The following is a 15,980-nucleotide window of genomic DNA, read 5'->3' as shown; positions in this document are numbered from 1 at the left end:
GAAAAACGTTCACCCGGAACCATTTCCGCTACCAGGTTTGCCCGCCGGCCCGGACCGAGATCTCGCTGATGGCCACTCGGCGTTCGCGTGTCACGATGTAGGCGACCGTGTCCGCGATATCGTGCGGCCGCAGTGCTTCCATCCGTTCCCTCGGCTGGTGAGCCAGGTCGCAAACGGCTTCGTCAACGACCCCCGGCGCTATCACACTGACCCGTACATCCTCGGACAGCAATTCCTGGCGCAGCGATTCACTGAATCCATGGAGACCGAACTTGGTCAGGTTGTAAACGCTGCCTGCCGGACGCACGACTCGTCCGGCGAGCGACCCCACGTTCACCAGATCCGCCACTCTCCGGGTCGAGGTCGCGGCCGCGTCGATCAGGTAGGGGACCGCGGCGTGCGTGATGTGCAGGAGCGCGGACACATTGAGCGAGATCATCCGGTCCCAGTCCTCGATCGTGCTGTGCAGTGCGGTGTCAAGCACCATGATGCTGGCACTGTTGACCAGGATGTCCAGGCGTCCGAGCCGATCGTGGGTGTCCTCCACCGCCTGGTACGCGAGCCCCGGCTCGGTGAGGTCGGCAGCCACCGCGATCGCGTGCCCGCCCAGGGTCGTGAGGTCGCCCGCGATTCGATCCAGGTGGTCACCGCGGCGTGCGACCAGGGCCACCGACGCGCCCGCACGCACGAGACGGCGAGCGGTCGCTTCGCCGATGCCACTGCTTGCGCCGGTGACGAGCGCTACGGCTCCGTCCAACGGCTGATCTGACATGACTGCCTCATTTCCCTGATCCCCGACGCGTTCGGCATGCAGAGCCGACGCGATCAGCCTCGCGGGTCCGGCTGCGCGCTCGCCCCAGGGAGAAACCCTGGTTCGGCAGACCAGGGTTCGCGCGGACAGGTGGGTCCGTGCGGGTTCTCGGCGTCATTCGTTGTGCGGCAAGGCACCTCGCAGCTGCCGACGGGAAGTGATCGACAGTTTCGTGAAGATTTTGCGCAGATGCCACTCGACCGTGCGCGGGCTGAGGAAGAGGCGGGCGCCCACCTCCGGATTGGAGAGGCCTTCGCTGACCAGCACCGCGATCTGCCGTTCCTGCGGCGTCAGCTCGTCGCTGGTCGCTTCGTCGGTGCGCTTGCGGACCTTCTCGCCACTGGCGAGCAGTTCGCGGCGGGCGCGTTCGGCGAAGGCCGCCATGCCGATCGAAACGAACATCTCGTATGCGGTGCGCAATTGCTCCCGGGCATCGACGCGCCGGGAGCGCCGACGCAACCATTCGCCGTATAGCAAATGCGCACGCGCCAGCTCTGGGCGCAACAGCGTCCGGCCCAACCGCTCGATCGCCTCGCGGTAGAGCTCGTCCGCACCGGTTTCCTCGGTCAGCAGCGCCCGGCAGCGGGCCAGAATCCCCAGCGCCCAGTCCGTATCGGCGCCCGCTGCCGCGTCGAGGAGTCGGTCGAGTGCCCCGTACGCGACCTTGTCTTCGCCCGCCCGCACCGCCGCCTCGATGAGTTCGGGCAGTACCCACACCGAGACGACCAGCTGGGCGATCCGGGTGCTGGCCTGGGCCGCCGACAGCGCTTCCTCGTAGCGGGCGAGGCCGTTGTAGAGGATCGAGGCTGCCCAGTGCGCGGTGGTGACGCCGGTCAATTGGCCATCGGCACCGGTCTGTTCGATGGTTGCGGCGATCAGCGCCGCGGCTTCGGCTTCCTTGCCCTGCATCGCGGTGAGAATGACCGCGGTATACGGCGCGAGTGGGATTCCTGTTGCGGCAGCGATGCTTTCGGATTCGGCGACGATCCCGCCCGCGGTGGCGAAGTCCCCGATCAGCGAGGTCGCGGCACCCAGCGAGGCGAGATAGATGGGGAGCTCGGTCAGAATGCCGGCGGTACGCACCACCTCGGCCGCTCGGGCGTAGGTGGCGATCATGACCTGTTCGTCCCAGACCGCCGGGCTCAGACCACAGGCCGCCCAGCCCCACTTCAGGAGGTCGGGGACGGGCAGGTCCACCAGTGCGGTCATCGCCCGTCGCAACGCGGTGATCGCGGTACCTCGGCCTTCGGTGACGAGCAGTGCGCAGCCCGCGAGCACCAGATCGATGGGGCGCGGATTGCCTTGTGGCGGAGGCAGTTCCCGTATCGCCGCGGAGATCGCCATGAGACTCTCGGCATCGGCGGCACCCCACGCCGCGGCACCCCAGGCGAGCAGATAGGTCTCCCGCGCGAGATCCATGTCGAAGGGCTCCAGCTGCCGTGCCGCCGCCAGCAATATCGGCGGCGCCTCGTCGTTGAAGCCCGCCGCGTGCGCGATGCGACCGCGCGCCAGATGGGCTCGCGCGCAGAGCAATTCGCTCGGCCTCTCGAGCTCTGCGATATCGAGGAGCCGTCGTGCGGCATCCAGGTCACCCGCCCGGACGCTGGCGTCCGCGGCCGCCACGGCACGCTCGGCGCGCCGCGCGGGGTCGATGGTCAGTGCCACGGACCGCTGGAGGAAGGCGGCGGCGGCAGCCAGCCCGCCACGAGCTTGCGCACGGTCGGCGGACCGCTCGAGCGTCGCGGCGACGTTCTCATCTGGTTCGGCGGTGGCGGACGCCAGATGCCAAGCGCGGCGGTCCGGGTCCACCCGAGGGTCGGTGACCTCCGCCAACGCCAGGTGCACGGCGCGACGATCCTCGTCCTTGGCGGCTCGGTACACGGCCGACCGCACCAGCGGGTGCCGGAATGTCACGCGCACGTCGAACGACAGCAGCCCATCTGTCTCATCGTCCAGGGCAGTCGCCGGAGTGACACCGAGACGCTCGGCGGCACGCCACACAAGGGCGGGGTCACCGACCGGCTCAGCGGCGGCGATCAGTAGAAGCAGTCGGCTCTGCTCGGGTAACCCTTCGATCCGTGTCAGGAAGCTCTGTTCGATGCGATTGGGCAGCGTGTCGGTGTGCAGCAGACCGAATCCGCCCGCCAACTGGGTGACGGTGCGCTCATGCGGGAGTTCCAGCAAGGCAAGCGGATTGCCCCTGGCCTCGGCCACGATCCGATCCCGGATGTGGTGATCGAGCCGGGTGGGCGTCGCCGAGTCGAGCAGTGTATGCGAGTCGGCCTCACCGAGCCCGACGACCTCGAGCTCCGGTAGCCCGAGCAGATCCTGCGTGCGTCGGCGGGCGGCGAAGACGAGTGCGACCGATTCCGCGAGCAGTCGCCGGGCCACGAAGCCGAGAACCTGTGCCGAGGCCCGGTCCATCCATTGCGCGTCGTCGACCACACACAGCACCGGGCCGCTCTCCGAAGCATCCGATAACAGACTCAGCACGGCCAGCCCGACCAGGAAAGGTTCCGGCGGGTTGCCCGCTCGCATCCCGAATACCGTCTCGAGCGCGTCGCGCTGCGGTGCGGGAAGTTCTTTCAGCCGATCCAGCAGCGGTACACAAAGCTGGTGCAAAGTGGCGAACACCAGCTCCAACTCGGACTCCACCCCGACCGCGGTCAGCACCCGCATGTCCGTCGCCGAACTTTTCAGGTACTCGAGCAGCGCGGATTTTCCGACTCCCGGTGCGCCGTGCACGACGAGCACACGGCTTTCACCCGTGCGGACGGCCGACAACAACCGCTCGAGAGCAGTGCGCTCGGCTCCCCGCCCCACTAGTCCGACATGCCCCAGAAACGCCACCGTCGCCTGCCTTCACTGCGGTAAATCCGAGCTGGTCAATCTCAGCAATCACGGAGTAATTTACCCAGACTCAGTATTCCGTGTGCGGATCCAGGTGCGGCCGAGGGGGATTCCCGAGCCCGCGATGGCAGCGACCACGAGATCCGGGTCGAGCAACGGCGATCCGGGCTTTTTCAGCGCGAGGTCGATGTTGTTGCGGCGTAGCGGATTACGGATGTTCCCACATAGGTATGTGAGAGCATGACCAGGTATTACCAGGCTTCGCCAGCGTTCCGGGGAATTCCTCCCACGGTACGACGACGGCGGAGCTGGCGGCGTCCGACAGCGGATCGGCGGCCCAAATCGGTGCCGCCACAAGGGTCACGATCATTATCGCGGAAAGGGCAATGGCGTACCGGGGGTCCCTGAACATCATGTATCTCCATTCCGACCTCGGTACGCGCGGTTCTCGATTGTGGCTCGTAGTGACTATTTGCGGATTGGCCGACAGCGAGCTTGCGCAGTTCCCACCAGCAAGTAGCGATGACTGTCAGATACCCGGCCACCACCGCGGCGATCGGCAGGAGAACACCGATCGCCAGCATCGTCATCAAGGCCACGGCATGTTCCACTGATTGCGTTGAAGCTCAACGAAACCGGGTGACCGCGTCCCGCGCGGCCTGCTCAATGACGTCGGCGACCACGTAGGGGTGTGAGACGGCGACCGAATGCGATGCGTCGACTTCGGTGATACGTGAATGAGCTCGCTCGGCCATGAACCGTTGTGCCGCGACCGGGATGTTGAGGTCCTGGGTGGTGATCACATCCCAGCTCGGCTTGTCGGCCCAGGCGGCGAGAGTGACCTTCTCCTCGAGGGCGGCCTGAGCAATCGGGCGCTGGGCGGCACCGGCCAGCGCGGCACGGTCGGCGGGTACGTCGGCCGCGAACTGGTGGTGGAACTTGTCCTGCTGGATGTACAGGTCCGTGCTGCTGGTGCCGTCGGAGGCGGTGAACGGTACCGGTTCGAGTGCGCCGGGCAAGGTAGTGCCGGGGAACTTGTTGGTCAGCTCGAGCGTGGACTCACCGGGTGCGAGCAAGTAGGAGGCCACGTACACCAGCGCCTTCACCTGATCGCTCCCCGCCGCGGCGGTGCTGATGACCGGGCCGCCGTAGGAGTGCCCGACCAGAATGACGGGACCATTGATATGGCTGATCAACCCTCGCAGCGAGGCGGCGTCGGCGGCGGGGCCACGTAATGGATTCGCTGCCGCGACAACGGGATACCGATCCTTGCGGAGCTTGTCGATGACATCGTTCCAGCTCGATCCGTCCGCGAATGCGCCATGGACCAACACGATGGTGGGTTTCGGTGCGTCATCGGTCGGTTCGTCGGTGGTGCTCGCAGTACACGCGACCGCGAGGCTGCCGGTAGCCACCACAGCCGTGATCGCCCTGGTAGCGCGCCACGTACGCGGGCGTCGAAAATCGGGCATTGTGGTGTCCTTTCGAAGAAACGGAATCATGAAATCAAGGACCACGTGGCTCGCGCATTTCGTGACGAAGGCGCGGAATTGCTTGCCCGACTGAGCTTTCCGTCGGACATAGGCGTTCTCGCTCTAGTCGGGTTGTCGCCCCTGGATGGCGGAAGTCGCATCGCGTGGGTTGGACCCGCGATCCACGAAAAGGGGCAACCATGACCAACACCGAGCAACCGGCGAAGCTGACTGTCTGTCTCTCGTTCGACTTCGACGCACTCAGCGGGTGGGTGGCCGATTCCCGGAATCCGGCTGACGTCTCTCGAGGAGAGTTCGCGGTCGTCGCGGTGCCGCGGGTTCTGGATCTGCTGGACCGGCACGGGATCAAAGCGACGTTCTTCATCCCCGGCCACACCGCGCTCGCCTATCCGCGCCAGGTGATCGACATCCAGCGCCGGGGGCACGAGATCGGCCACCATGGATGGGCGCACGAAGCGGCCGGAGAGTCCGACGTGGACACTCAGCGTGAGATTCTCGCCAAGGGTTTCGATGCTCTCCAGAAGGTCACGGGCGAGCGTCCCGTGGGATACCGAGCGTCGCGAGGCAGCTACGGCGTGGAGACGATCGACCTCCTCCTCGAGAGCGGTATCCGGTACAACTCGCACTTCAGCGCGTCCGACCTGTTCTTCGCTGGGCGATCCGGGTCGGTGGTGAACGCGAACATAGTCCAGCCGGGGGCGTTGGTCAGGCTGGCTACCTTGTTTGCATAGGGTTCTGAGCTGGGGTGTTAGCTGACAGCAACCCCCGATGAAACGAACCTGCGACCTGCGACCGGGGGTTTCTCTGATCCGATAGTGGGGTACTTAATGCGGGTACCTCGCCTGAACTGGGGAAACGGTCAGGGTGGAGGCGCCCCCGGCGGGATCATATACAGATGGGAACAGGGCTGACCGGTATCTTCTTCGTGGAGAGCTGACGATCGAAGCCGCGTTTCCATTGTGACGCCGTGGGTTACGCGGGTTCGGGGAACCCGACGGGTGCGAGCTGATCGATCGGTCCGGGAGCACGCATTTCGGCGATCGAGGGCGGCAGTGCCCGCGCATGTTGTCTTCAAGACCCAGCGGTCCGCGTCGCGTCGTCAGTTACGTCATCTGACGGTCGCAGCGAAACCTGCGGGTTTCCATCGCCGAGAAATCTATGCGCCTGAGCATGTCCCCATCGTCCCGGCCGTGCTTGCGCTTGCCGATGCGCTCACCGAGGAACCGGGAGCTGCTGGCCGAATCGGAGCAGGTCGAAGGCCGAATTACGTTGCCTGGAGCGTCAGGTGACTGATGTGCCGGTGTTGGTGCGCTGGCCACAGTGAGGGGGTAGTTCCAACCGAGGAGAGATCTTGAAACGACAACTTCTGACACTCGCGACCGCTGGCATCACGGTCGCCGGTGCCGTCGCCATTTACGCATTGGTGGACAGGTCGGACGATTCGGCGGCCACCCCGGTGAGCGCAAATGCGTTCAACTGCTCTACATTTCAGATACCGGCACCAGCCGGTACCGCCGTGGAGTCCCTGACGGCGACCAACGTCCCCGCAGCAACGTTTCAGGTCCCCGGGAGCCCGCCGCTGGGCGGCTATCCCGTGCCAGAGGTCCCCGCGCACTGCGAAGTGACAGTCACAGTGGCCCATCCCGGTGCGAACGACCATGCCAAGGTGCAGGTTTGGCTGCCGGAATCCGGCTGGAACGGCCGATTCCAGGCGGTCGGTGGCGCCGCCTACGCCGCCGGGAACATCGGCGGTGTGGCCACGGCCGTCAAGCAGGGCTACGCGGCCGCGACCACTGACGCCGGCGTGGATACCAGTGGCCTGGACACCAGTTGGGCGCTGAACTCGAGTGGTCAGATCAACGCCGCGCTGCTGGAAAACTTCGCCTCCCGCTCGGTGCACGAGCTGGCCGTCGTGGGCAAGCAGGTCGTGACAGAGGTCTATGGCCAAGCCGCGTCCTACGCCTACTGGAACGGCTGTTCCACCGGTGGACGCCAGGGCTACATGGAGGCCCAGAAGTACCCGACCGACTTCAACGGCATCAATGCCGACGCCCCGGCGATCAACTGGAACCAGTTCGAGGTCGCCACACTATGGCCGCAGGTGGTGATGAACGAAGCACACACCTACCCGACCACTTGCGAGTTCAACGCGTTCAATCAGGCCGCGGTCAAGGACTGCGACACGCTGGACGGTGTCGTCGACGGTCTGATCAGTGACCCGAGCCGGTGCAACTTCGATCCGCGCAGCCTGATCGGCACCAAGGTTCAGTGCGACGGCAAGGAGTACACGATCAGCGAGGCTGTCGCCGACGTGGTCCGCAAGATTTGGGACGGTCCGCGGGACGCGAACGGCAAACAACTGTGGTTCGGCCTGCCGACCGGCGCCGACTTCAGCTCCCTGACCGCCAGCACCACCGGCGCGAATGGCGTCACGACGGGCGTGCCGTTCACCGTCCCCGCCCAGTGGGTCGCCACGTTCGTGCAGAAGCAGCCCGGGTTCAACAGCGCGAACCTCACCTATGCGCAGTTCGACCAAATCTTCCAGCGCGCCCGCTCCGAGTACGACTCGATCATCGGCACCTCCGATCCGGACCTGTCGGCATTCCGCGCCGCGGGCGGCAAGCTGATCACCTGGCATGGCGACGCCGACCAGCTGATCCCCACCGCGGGCACCGTCGACTACCGCAACCGCGTGAATGCCCTGATGGGTGGCACCACCAAGGTCGACGACTTCTATCGCGTCTTCCTGGCACCCGGCGTCTCGCACTGCGCACTTACCGGCAGCACCGTCAACGACCTGACCGCCCTGACGGCCTGGGTCGAGCACGGTCAGGCACCGGATGTCCTACAGGCCACTTTGACCACCGCCACCGGCCAGACGGTCTCGCGCGATATCTGCCGCCTTCCGTTGGTCTCCCACTACAACGGCGACGGCGACCCGGCGTCCGCGGCCAGCTTCCGCTGCGTCGCACCCTCGCCGTAACACCGACCATCCGAATCCGGGTTAGGGCCCGTCCTCGCAACGGGGGCGGGCCCGAACCCGGATTCCAGCCGACGAAAGGAGCGGAAAGATGTCGGAGAACGAATCCGAGAACATGCCGGGCGGCGCCCCCGTGGCCCGGAGAACACTGTTGGGGATGCTCGGCGCCGGCGCGGCAGGGCTGATTGCGGCGCCGTACCTACAGGCCGGTTGGGAAGGCTTGCTGGCCAAGGCATCTCAGGTGGATCCTACCGGTCTCGCCGGCCTGCTCCCGGACCCGGGCGGGTTCCGCTACTACAGCGTTGTCCGTTCTGTCCCACGTAAAAGCGAGGCCGACTATGAGCTGAAAATCGACGGCTTGGTGGACCGGGCGCGGACGTACACGCTTGCGGACCTACACGCGTTGCCGCAGACCCGGGTCGTCCACGATGTGCGATGCACCGACGGCTGGCGCGTCGAGAAGGTGCCGTTCGAGGGTGTGAAGTTGTCCGATCTGCTGGACGACGCGGGGGTCGCCGCGGGTGGAAAGGCCCTGAGTTTCGACTGTTTCGACGGTACGTACACCGAGAGCCTCACGCTCGAGCAGGCCCGGCGTTCCGATGTGCTTGTGGCCCTGCGGATGCAGGACGCGCCGATCACGCACGAGCACGGCGGCCCGGTCAGGCTCTACGTGGCGCCGATGTACTTCTACAAATCCGCCAAATGGTTGTCCGGCATATCGGTCACCAGCCGGGTTATCCCGGGCTACTGGGAAGAACGCGGATACGACGTCGACGGCTGGCTCGATGGCAAGCACTGAACGGCGCGGTGTGCGGCGGTTCACCGCCGCCGAGCGGCTGGTTCACCGCATCACCGGAACACTGATGCTGCTGTGCGCGACGACCGCGGCCTTCCTGTACTTCGGGCCGCTGGCTCAACTGGTGGGTCGACGAGACGTCGTGGCCACCGTCCACGAATGGTCGGGTGTCCTACTGCCCGTGCCGGTCCTGCTGGGGCTGTTCGCACCGGCCTTCCGCGCCGATCTGCGCCGACTGAACCGCTTCGCGCCCTATGACCGGCAATGGCTGCGCGCGGTCCGTCGGCGCCCGACCGAACCGTCGGAGCGACCCGCGGGAAAGTTCAATGCGGGGCAGAAGCTCTACGCGGGCTGGATCGCCGGCGCCGTGCTGGTGATGATGTTCACGGGCCTGCTGATGTGGATCATGCACCTACTGCCGGGCATCTCCCGGACCAGCGCGATCTTCGTGCACGACGTCCTGGCCTGGAGTATCGCGGCTGTGCTGGTGGGTCACATCCGAAAGGCGTACCAGGATCCGGAGGCGCGGCGCGGCATGCGGACCGGGTACGTCGATCGGGCCTGGGCGGAACTGGAGCATCCCCGGTGGCTGGTCAGGGACCAGCCGACTACGGAGCGGAGTCCCGGATTGCGTTGACCTCGAACCCAATCAGCCCACCGGCAGCACATTCGAAATCGGGGATGACGATGCACTGCCTGCGGGCTGATTGATCAGTCTCGTGGGCCGCGTAGTTCCGCGATCAGGGTCGGCAGGTGCCGGTGTATCGCGGGCCCGTGTCCGGGGACCAGGATGTTCGCCTGTTCGATGGAGAGTGCGTCCACGTTGGTGTTGGTGCGGGTCTGGTTGTGGTTGAACACTTTTGGTAGAAGTTGGGGGCCGGTTGCAGGTAGGAGTGGATGGCCGGTGACGAGTTCGTCTCCGGAGAACAGCACTCCTTCGGAGGGCATGAAGTAGGCCGTGTGGCCGTCGGTGTGCCCCGGTGTGGAAATTGCGACGAACCCGCCCGGCAGCGCGGCCGGCACGGCCGGATCGGCAGCTTGCGCGGTCGGCACCCGCATATCGATGTGCCCGATAACCGCACGCGTCGTCTGCAGCACCCATCGAGCCCCTTGCCGCGTTGTCAGCTGCTGCACCATCTGCCGTGGCGTGATCTGTTGCAGGTGTTCACGTTTGGCGTGTGGGACTTCCAAAGCTCCGGTGTAGACCGGCGCATTGGCCTGTTCGACGAGCGTGGGTATGGCACCGATATGGTCCAGATGAGCGTGGGTCAGCAGCACCGCGGTGATATCGCCGACCTTGTGACCGATCTGCCGCACCGAATCAAGCACCGCGGTCGTATCGGCCGGGTAGCCGGCGTCGATGACCGTGACGCCGGACCCGTTGCTGATCAACGCCCAGTTGACGTTGGTTCCCGACACCATGAAGACCGAGTCGGAAACCTGTTCGATCCTCAAATCGCGTCCTTGATGACCGCGACGCCGGTACGGCCGCCGTCGACGTCGATGACGGTGCCATGTACGAAGGCAGCATCATCGGAGGCGAGGTAGACGGCCGCTGCGGCGATGGCATCGGGATGTCCGGTCCGCCCTGCGGGCGTACCGTGCATCAGCACTCCCACAGGGTCGGTGTCGCTGTCCTCGTCAGGGGTCAGGATGACCCCTGGTGAGATGGCGTTGACCCGGATGCCTTGGCTGCCGAACTCGGATGACCAAGCGCGGGTGAGGGTTTCGATCGCGCCTTTGGTCGAGGCATAGAGAGCTCCGACGGGCAGGCCCAGTCGCGCGGCCCACGAGCCGAGGTTGATCACCACGCCGCCACCGCTGCCGATCATGGTGGGAACGATCGCCTGGGTGAGGAAGAAGGCGGCTTTGACATTGACGGCGTAGACGCGGTCGAAGGCTTCCTCGTCGGTGGTCAGGGTCGTCGCACCGGGAAAGATGCCGGCGTTGTTGACCAGGATGTCGATGTGTCCGCCCAGTTGTTCGGTCGCTGCCGCGGCGAGGGTGTGACTGGCGGTGCGGCTGCCGTCGAGATCGACGGCGATGAAATCGGCCTGCCCGCCTGCTTGGCGGATCTGGGTGACGACGCCCTCGCCTCGGGTTCGGTCCCGTCCGGAGACGATGACATGCGCGCCTTCGGCGGCGAAGGCCAGCGCGGTCGCGCGTCCGATATTGCTGGTGGAGCCGGTGATCAGAGCTGTCTTGCCGTGCAGTCGCTGTGACATGAAGTCCTTCTTCGTCGGGTTGTCGAATGAGGGGCGATCGGTGGCGTGCGTAATCGCTTCGATCACGCACGCCACCTCATCGAGCTGGTGGTCTATGCCGCCGGGTTGTTGTCCCGGAAATCGGCGGGCGTCATTCCCGGCGGGCCGAGGATGACATCACCGACTTCGGTGGTGATCTTGTTGAAGAGTTCGAGATCCCACTCGGTGTCGGGCGTCGCCTCGGCTTCGGGTGTACCGGCCCGCCGGATGAGATCCACGAAATGCGCGGGAGAACTGATGTTCAGAACCCGGGCTCCCTCGGGGCCCGCCTCGAGCGCATGCGGGGTGTTCATGGTGATGGTGTAGAAGTCGCCGGGTCCCAGCGTGTGGGTATCCGGGCCTGCCCACACGGAAAGCGCGCCCTCGATCACCCAGATCCGCTCCTCGTATCGGGTGTGTTTGTGCAAGGGGGTGTCCGAACCCGGGGGAAGTACGACAAGGGCGACATCGTGGCGTCCGTCGGTGTCCTCCGGCGCGGTCAGGACGGTCATCTTCAGATGCTGACCCAGCACGAAGCGGCGGTTCTGCGCGACGGCGGGCGGGCGAGGGAATTCGGTCATGACAGGTGTCCATTGTTCGAAAGGAATTGCAGCAGTGCGGGATTGACGACTTCGGGGTGGGTCCAGGCGATGTTGTGCGGACCTCCCTCGACGGTGACCACGGTCAAGTCCTCGATCAGGCCCGGCAGTCGTCCCGCGGTCGCGGAGTAGGGCAGGATGCGGTCGTCGTCGCCGTGTATCAGCAGTACCGGCACATCGATCGCGGGCAGATCGTCGCGGAAGTCGGTCAGCCAGGTGTCGACGCAGGCGTAGGCGGCATGGGTCGAGGCGGTTACCGCGACATTGAAACTGTTCTGCCAGGCCTGTTCGCTGATGCGAGTGCCGCCGAGCACGTCGACGTTGTAGAAGTTGTCGAGGAAGTCTTTGAAATAGGCGGGCCGGTCGGCGAGGATGGCGGCCTTGATGCCGTCGAACACCGCCTGATCCACTCCTTCCGGGTTGTCCTGCGCTTTGCGCAGATACGGCGGAATCGCGCCCATCAGAACGGCTTTCGCAATGCGTGCCGAGCCGTACTGGCCCAGATATCGGGTGACTTCACCGGTCCCCATGGAGAAGCCGACCAGTACGGCGTCGGTCAGGTCCAGGTGCTCGATGAGGGCGTACAGATCGGCGGTGAAGGTGTCGTAGTCGTAGCCGACTGTGGGGTGGCTGGAGTTGCCGAAGCCGCGGCGATCGTAGGTGATCACCCGATAACCGGCTTCGAGCAGTACTCGCTGCTGTTTCTCCCACGACGCACCGTTGAGCGGGTACCCGTGAACGAGCACGACCGGTCGGCCACTGCCGTGGTCTTCGTAGTAGATGTCGATGGTGTCGCTGTTCTCGCGACCTACGGTCAGCTTGGCCATGATCTGGTTCCTGTTCGGTGGCGAAGTCTGTACTGGGACAGTGGAATCGGCCCGCCAGGGCTCGCTGATTCCACTGGTTGAAGTCTGAATCCGTGCAGGTGCCGGCAGCATCGGTCAACTGACGCTGGTGTCGACGTAATGCGCTTTACGCGCTTTCCAGGTCGCGGCGATACCGAGGGCGATGGCGAGAGCCCAAGCGATCGCCAGGACGCCGCGACTCAGCTGGAGGCGGATCAGAGAAGACCGCTCGGCTGTCGAATCATTCAGCGTCGCAGTGTTGTTCATGAGGAATCATCCATTCGATCGGGGTGGCTGAAAGCCACTCTCGCCCGGCGCGGCCACCCCGCACATCCGTCGGTTGACGCTGATGCCGACGTAGGTCGACAGGGCCCGTAGCCGACGTACGTCGACGCCAGCGTCAGGTGACGGATGTGCCATCACCGCCGGTGGACAACAGTGGGATCACACACCCCTTACCCACTTGTCTGAAGGGCGAAATCCTATGTTCGACAACGGATATGGCCGCATGCGACGCCGCGCGACCCGGGCTGCCACGGCGCTCGCGGCCGGTATCGCGGGCGGCGGCCTCGTCGCTGCCTGCACTGCGAATACCGTCACCCACGCCGGTCCCCCCGACGATGCGCCGCGACCGACCATCATCCTGGAACACGGCGCCTTCGCAGACGGATCCAGCTGGAACGATGTGATCGAGAAGCTGCGCAAGGACCGGTATCCCGTAGTGGCTGCGGCCAACCCGCTGCGCGGACCCACCGGCGACGCCTCCTCCCTGCGCGGTCTGATCAGCCACATCGACGGACCGGTCATCCTGGTCGGGCATTCCTACGGCGGGTCCGTCATCAGCGCGGCCGGAGCCGGGAACGACAAGGTCAAGGCCCTCGTCTACGTGGCGGCTTTTCTGCCCGCGGTCGGCGAGACCGCCCTGGAACTGACCAACAAGTACCCCGGCTCCACACTGCCCGGCACCTTGAATCCGGTGCCGTTCACCAATATCGACGGCAGCGCCGGGACCGATATCTACATCCAGGAGGACAAGTTCCGTGCCCAGTTCGCCGCGGATGTCCCCGAAGATCGCGCCGCCCTGATGGCGGCCACGCAGCGGCCGATCGCGCAGGCCGCGCTGGAGGAGAAGGCCACGGTCGCGGCGTGGACCGAGAAGCCCAGCTGGGACATCGTCACCACCCAGGATCTGAACATTCCGGTCGCGGCGCAGCGATTCATGGCCGATCGCGCCCATGCGCAGGTCACCGAGGTCGACGCCTCGCATTCGGTCGCCGTCTCGCATCCGGATCTGGTCGCCAATGTGATCGAACAGGCTGCCAACGCACCCGCGCACTGACCCGAAAACCCAACCATCACAGGAGAACACGATCGTGGATATGAAACTCGAAGTAATCGTGCTGCCCGTCGCGGACGTCGACCGCGCCAAGGCGTTCTACGCCGAGCGGCTCGGATTCCGGCTCGACGCCGACTTCACCGTGGACGAGGGCTACCGCGTCGTTCAGGTGACCCCGCCGGGCTCCGAATGTTCGATCATCTTCGGGACCGGTGTCACCGCCGCCACTCCCGGGACGCTGCACGGCTTGCACCTGATCGTCACCGATATCGAGAAGGCCGTAACCGAACTCACCGAACGCGGAGTTACCGTGGACGGCCCGTTCCAGGATGCGACCGGTGTCTTTCATCACGCCGGGACCGCCGATCGCGTTGCGGGAGCACACCCGGAGCGCCGTAGTTACGGCTCCTTCGCCGCCTTCCACGATCCGGATGGCAATGGCTGGTTCCTGCAAGAAGTCACCCAGCGCGCACCCGGACGCTGACAACACGGCCCCGAAAGCACATCATGTCTGACAACAACATCCAGACCTACGACGTCATCGTCATCGGGGCCGGGCCGGTCGGCGAGAATGTCGCCGACCGCACCAGCGCCGCCGGGCTCAGCACCGTCATCGTCGAATCCGAACTGGTCGGCGGCGAATGTTCCTACTGGGCTTGCGAACCCAGCAAGGCGCTGCTGCGACCCGCACTGCTGTACGCCGAGGCCGCACGATTTCCCGGGGTCGCCACCGCGGTCACCGGGCCGCTCGATGCCCGCGCGGTCCTGAAGCACCGCGACCGCATGGTGGCCGACTGGAACGACCGAGGACAGGTCGAATGGCTCGAATCCGCCGGCATCGCACTCATTCATGGCCACGGGAGTCTCGACGGGGTCCGCCGGGTGACCGTCCGGACACCTGATGGCGGCACCGTGCGATTGCGCGCCCGGCACGCGGTCGCGGTCTGTACCGGCACCCGGGCGGCGATGCCGCCGCTGCCGGGGCTGGATACGGTGCGGCCGTGGACAAGTCGCGAGGCCACCAGCGCCCGGGAGGTGCCGCCGCGGCTCGCCATCCTCGGTGCCGGGGTCGTCGCCGTCGAAATGGCCACGGCCTGGCGGGCTCTCGGCGCCGCGGTCACCCTCATCGCCCGGGAGTCGCGGCTGCTCGGCCGAGTCGAATCCTTCGCCGCGGACCTGGTGGCCGACCGGCTCCGGGCGGCGGGTGTCGATCTGCGATTCGGCTCGGGCATCGTGACCGCCGAGCGGGCGGGCGGACCCGATGACTGCCTCTATCTGAGCCTGTACGACGGCACCCGGATTGTCGCCGACGAACTGCTGCTCGCGACCGGGCGCACGCCCCGCACCGATGACATCGGTTTGGAGACAGTGGGTTTGGTGTCGGGGGAGTGGCTCACCACCGATGACTCCTGCACGGTGACCGCGGTCGAGGGTGAATGGCTCTATGCCGTAGGCGATGTCAATCGCCGAGCATTGCTCACCCATCAGGGCAAGTATCAGGCGCGCATCGCGGGCACGGTCATCGCCGATCGGGCATCCGGCCGGGAGCTCGACCAATCGCCATGGGGAAGGCACACGGGCACAGCCGATCTCGTGGCCGTCCCACAGGTCGTCTTCACCGATCCGGAGATCGCCGCCGTCGGCCTCACCACCGAGGACGCGGCCCGAGCAGGCCGGACCGTCGATGTCGTCGACTATGACCTCGGCCGGGTCGCGGGTGCGCTCCAGCACGACCCCGACTATCGCGGCCGGGCGCGCATCCTCATCGACCCCGAGCGTCAAGTGATCGTCGGGGCCACCTTCGTGGGGGCGGGCGTTGCCGAGCTCCTGCATTCGGCGACCATCGCCATTACCGGCGAGATTCCGCTCGCCCGGCTCTGGCATGCGGTGCCGTCGTTCCCCACGATCGGTGAGGTGTGGCTGCGACTGCTCGAGACCTATCGGGATCAGAGCGCAAAGTTATAGCAGCACAACAGAATCCGCCGACCACGCAACTTCGTGGTCGGCGGATTTCGTTCGTGCGGGAG

At 65.8% G+C, this 15,980-nt stretch carries 15 protein-coding genes; 7 read left to right on the top strand and 8 right to left on the bottom strand.

Annotated elements, in window-relative coordinates:
• Window positions 1-28: 28 nt before the first annotated feature.
• From GFY24_RS32820 to GFY24_RS32810, 3 genes are all read right to left on the bottom strand, one after another.
• A complete protein-coding gene (locus GFY24_RS32820; protein WP_153809004.1) occupies window positions 29-772 on the bottom strand; it encodes an SDR family oxidoreductase in 744 nt (247 codons plus the stop codon).
• Between the two features lie 153 nt (window positions 773-925).
• Window positions 926-3,661: an AAA family ATPase gene (locus tag GFY24_RS32815; RefSeq protein WP_309231619.1), complete on the bottom strand. Its 2,736-nt coding sequence runs from the start codon at window positions 3,659-3,661 to the stop codon at window positions 926-928.
• 626 nt (window positions 3,662-4,287) lie between these two features.
• Window positions 4,288-5,133 (bottom strand): alpha/beta fold hydrolase, encoded by an 846-nt coding sequence (locus GFY24_RS32810; RefSeq protein WP_153809003.1) that lies wholly within the window; start codon window positions 5,131-5,133, stop codon window positions 4,288-4,290.
• Between the two features lie 200 nt (window positions 5,134-5,333).
• Here GFY24_RS32810 and GFY24_RS32805 point away from each other — a divergent pair, with 200 nt between their 5' ends.
• The 4 genes from GFY24_RS32805 (at window position 5,334) to GFY24_RS32790 (ending at window position 9,567) form a co-directional block, all read left to right on the top strand.
• A complete protein-coding gene (locus GFY24_RS32805) occupies window positions 5,334-5,885 on the top strand; it encodes a polysaccharide deacetylase family protein (RefSeq protein WP_153809002.1) in 552 nt (183 codons plus the stop codon).
• 620 nt (window positions 5,886-6,505) lie between these two features.
• On the top strand, window positions 6,506-8,137 hold the full coding sequence (locus tag GFY24_RS32800; RefSeq protein WP_153809001.1) for a tannase/feruloyl esterase family alpha/beta hydrolase: 1,632 nt from the start codon (window positions 6,506-6,508) through the stop codon (window positions 8,135-8,137).
• An 88-nt stretch (window positions 8,138-8,225) separates the two neighbouring features.
• Window positions 8,226-8,933 carry a molybdopterin-dependent oxidoreductase gene (locus GFY24_RS32795; protein ID WP_194853105.1) on the top strand — a complete coding sequence of 236 codons (708 nt, stop codon included), beginning with the start codon at window positions 8,226-8,228 and terminating at the stop codon, window positions 8,931-8,933.
• The gene (locus GFY24_RS32790; RefSeq protein ID WP_153809000.1) at window positions 8,920-9,567 is read left to right on the top strand and encodes a cytochrome b/b6 domain-containing protein; all 648 of its coding nucleotides are present in this window, start codon (window positions 8,920-8,922) and stop codon (window positions 9,565-9,567) included. The genes GFY24_RS32795 and GFY24_RS32790 overlap by 14 nt, the downstream gene beginning before the upstream one ends.
• A gap of 74 nt (window positions 9,568-9,641) precedes the next feature.
• Here the strand turns inward: GFY24_RS32790 and GFY24_RS32785 are convergent, their stop codons facing one another.
• From GFY24_RS32785 to GFY24_RS42420, 5 genes are all read right to left on the bottom strand, one after another.
• Window positions 9,642-10,385: an MBL fold metallo-hydrolase gene (locus tag GFY24_RS32785; protein ID WP_153808999.1), complete on the bottom strand. Its 744-nt coding sequence runs from the start codon at window positions 10,383-10,385 to the stop codon at window positions 9,642-9,644.
• Window positions 10,382-11,221: an SDR family oxidoreductase gene (locus GFY24_RS32780; protein WP_309231618.1), complete on the bottom strand. Its 840-nt coding sequence runs from the start codon at window positions 11,219-11,221 to the stop codon at window positions 10,382-10,384. Before GFY24_RS32780 ends, GFY24_RS32785 begins: the two co-directional genes overlap by 4 nt.
• A 26-nt stretch (window positions 11,222-11,247) precedes the next feature.
• Window positions 11,248-11,754, bottom strand: a complete 507-nt coding sequence (locus GFY24_RS32775; RefSeq protein WP_153808998.1) for a cupin domain-containing protein — start codon at window positions 11,752-11,754, stop codon at window positions 11,248-11,250.
• The gene (locus GFY24_RS32770) at window positions 11,751-12,599 is read right to left on the bottom strand and encodes an alpha/beta fold hydrolase (RefSeq protein ID WP_153808997.1); all 849 of its coding nucleotides are present in this window, start codon (window positions 12,597-12,599) and stop codon (window positions 11,751-11,753) included. The genes GFY24_RS32775 and GFY24_RS32770 overlap by 4 nt, the downstream gene beginning before the upstream one ends.
• Before the next feature lie 114 nt (window positions 12,600-12,713).
• On the bottom strand, window positions 12,714-12,884 hold the full coding sequence (locus GFY24_RS42420) for a hypothetical protein (RefSeq protein ID WP_228566865.1): 171 nt from the start codon (window positions 12,882-12,884) through the stop codon (window positions 12,714-12,716).
• 217 nt (window positions 12,885-13,101) lie between these two features.
• Here GFY24_RS42420 and GFY24_RS32760 point away from each other — a divergent pair, with 217 nt between their 5' ends.
• From GFY24_RS32760 to GFY24_RS32750, 3 genes are read left to right on the top strand one after another with little or no spacing between them, the layout of a single operon-like run.
• Complete coding sequence (locus tag GFY24_RS32760) at window positions 13,102-13,956, top strand: alpha/beta fold hydrolase (protein ID WP_228566864.1); 855 nt, start codon at window positions 13,102-13,104, stop codon at window positions 13,954-13,956.
• Window positions 13,957-13,996: 40 nt separating this feature from the next.
• Window positions 13,997-14,437 (top strand): VOC family protein, encoded by a 441-nt coding sequence (locus tag GFY24_RS32755; RefSeq protein WP_153808996.1) that lies wholly within the window; start codon window positions 13,997-13,999, stop codon window positions 14,435-14,437.
• A 23-nt stretch (window positions 14,438-14,460) separates the two neighbouring features.
• Entirely contained in the window at window positions 14,461-15,918 is a 1,458-nt protein-coding gene (locus GFY24_RS32750) for an NAD(P)/FAD-dependent oxidoreductase (protein ID WP_153808995.1), read from the top strand.
• The last annotated feature ends 62 nt before the right edge of the window (window positions 15,919-15,980 follow it).

The organism is Nocardia sp. SYP-A9097 (genome assembly GCF_009649815.1).
Lineage (GTDB): Bacteria > Actinomycetota > Actinomycetes > Mycobacteriales > Mycobacteriaceae > Nocardia.
The sequence above is the reverse complement of the archived record's forward strand: the minus strand, read 5'-3'. Positions and strand labels throughout refer to the sequence as shown.